Annotated in this window: 1 protein-coding gene; it reads right to left on the bottom strand. The window is 64.9% G+C overall.

Annotation, left to right across the window (positions count from 1 at the left end; genetic code table 11):
* Positions 1-1634, bottom strand: a 1634-nt coding sequence (locus tag CCN51_RS48410) for an acyltransferase domain-containing protein (RefSeq protein WP_158104774.1), incomplete at both ends; no start/stop codon positions are given.

The following is a 1634-nucleotide window of genomic DNA, read 5'->3' as shown; positions in this document are numbered from 1 at the left end:
CGGCATCCATATGCCGCACCAACAACGACGGCGTCGGATAATCGAACAACAACGACGACGGCAGCCTCAAACCCGTCGCACCACTCAACCGATTACGCAACTCCACAGCCATCAACGAATCAAAACCCAAATCCTTGAACGACCGTCCCACATCCACCCCATCAACCGACCCATACCCCAACACCACCGCAACCTGCCCCCGCACCAACTCCAACAACACCCCCAACCGCTCACCCTCAGAACACCCAGCCAACCGCTCAGCCAAACCACCCACACCCACCAAGGACTCCACCACACCGCCACCCCCCGGCTCCTCACCCACCCAAAACCGCTCCCGCTGAAACGCATACGTCGGCAAATCAACCCACGACCCATCAGCACCCTCAAACGCCCTCGCCCAATCGACGGCTACACCCCGCACCCACGCCTCAGCCAAGGAAGTCAAAAAGCGGTCCAGGCCGCCCTCGTCACGCCGCAGCGAACCCAGCGCCACCGTGCCCTCCGCACCACGGGCCTCAGCGGTCTCCTCCACTCCGACCACCAGCACCGGATGAGCTGACGCCTCAATGAAGACCGCGTCGCCTTCGTCCAGGATGGCGCCGACGGTCTCCTCGAACCGGACCGTCTGCCGCAGATTGCGATACCAGTACCCGGCATCCAATTCAGCCGTGTCGATGAGCCCACCGGTCACCGTCGAATAGAACGGCACCGACGACGACCGCGGCTCAACACCTGCTAGCAACTCCGCCAACCGCTCCTGGATAGCCTCCACCTGCGTGGAATGGGACGCGTAATCCACCGCGATACGACGCGCCCGTACCCCATCAGCCTCACACGCGGCCAGCAGCTCTTCCAGCGCCCCGACCTCACCGGCCACCACCACCGAAGTCGGACCATTCACCGTCGCCACCGACAGACGACCGTCCCATGCCGCGATGCGCTCGGCCACCTGCTTGGCCGTCAGCGATACCGATGCCATCCCACCGAGCCCGGCCAGGTCCTCGGCAATCGCCTGGGAACGAAGCGCCACCACCTTCGCCGCATCCCGAACCGACAGCGCCCCAGCAACGCAGGCCGCCGCAATCTCACCCTGCGAGTGACCGACCACCGCCGATGGCAGCACACCATACGAACGCCACAGCTCAGCCAGCGACACCATCACAGCCCACAACACCGGCTGCACCACATCCACCCGCTCCAACGACACAACACCCGCAACACCCCGGACCACGTCCTCCAACGACCAATCCACAAACTGCGCCAAAGCCTCACCACACTCGGCAAAACGCTCAGCGAACACCGCCGAAGAATCCAGCAGTCCCACGGCCATTCCCGCCCACTGCGAACCCTGACCCGGGAAAACCATCACCACACGCCCACCCGCGCCCGACACACCGGACGCGGGCCCGGCCACCACCCCTGGAACATCCTCACCCCGCGCCAGCGCACCCAGGCCAGCCGTCAGACCGTCACGATCACCGATGACGACCGCACGGTGCTCAAAAGCCGTCCGCCCCGTGGCCAGCGACCAGCCCACATCCACCGACGACAAATCTTCATGCGCTTCCACATGCGACAGCAGCCGCTCAGCCTGCCCCCGCAACGCCGCAACACCACGACCCGAAACCACCCAC

This window comes from Streptomyces milbemycinicus, assembly GCF_002154605.1.
In the GTDB taxonomy this organism is placed as follows: Bacteria; Actinomycetota; Actinomycetes; order Streptomycetales; family Streptomycetaceae; genus Streptomyces; species Streptomyces milbemycinicus.
The sequence above is the reverse complement of the archived record's forward strand: the minus strand, read 5'-3'. Positions and strand labels throughout refer to the sequence as shown.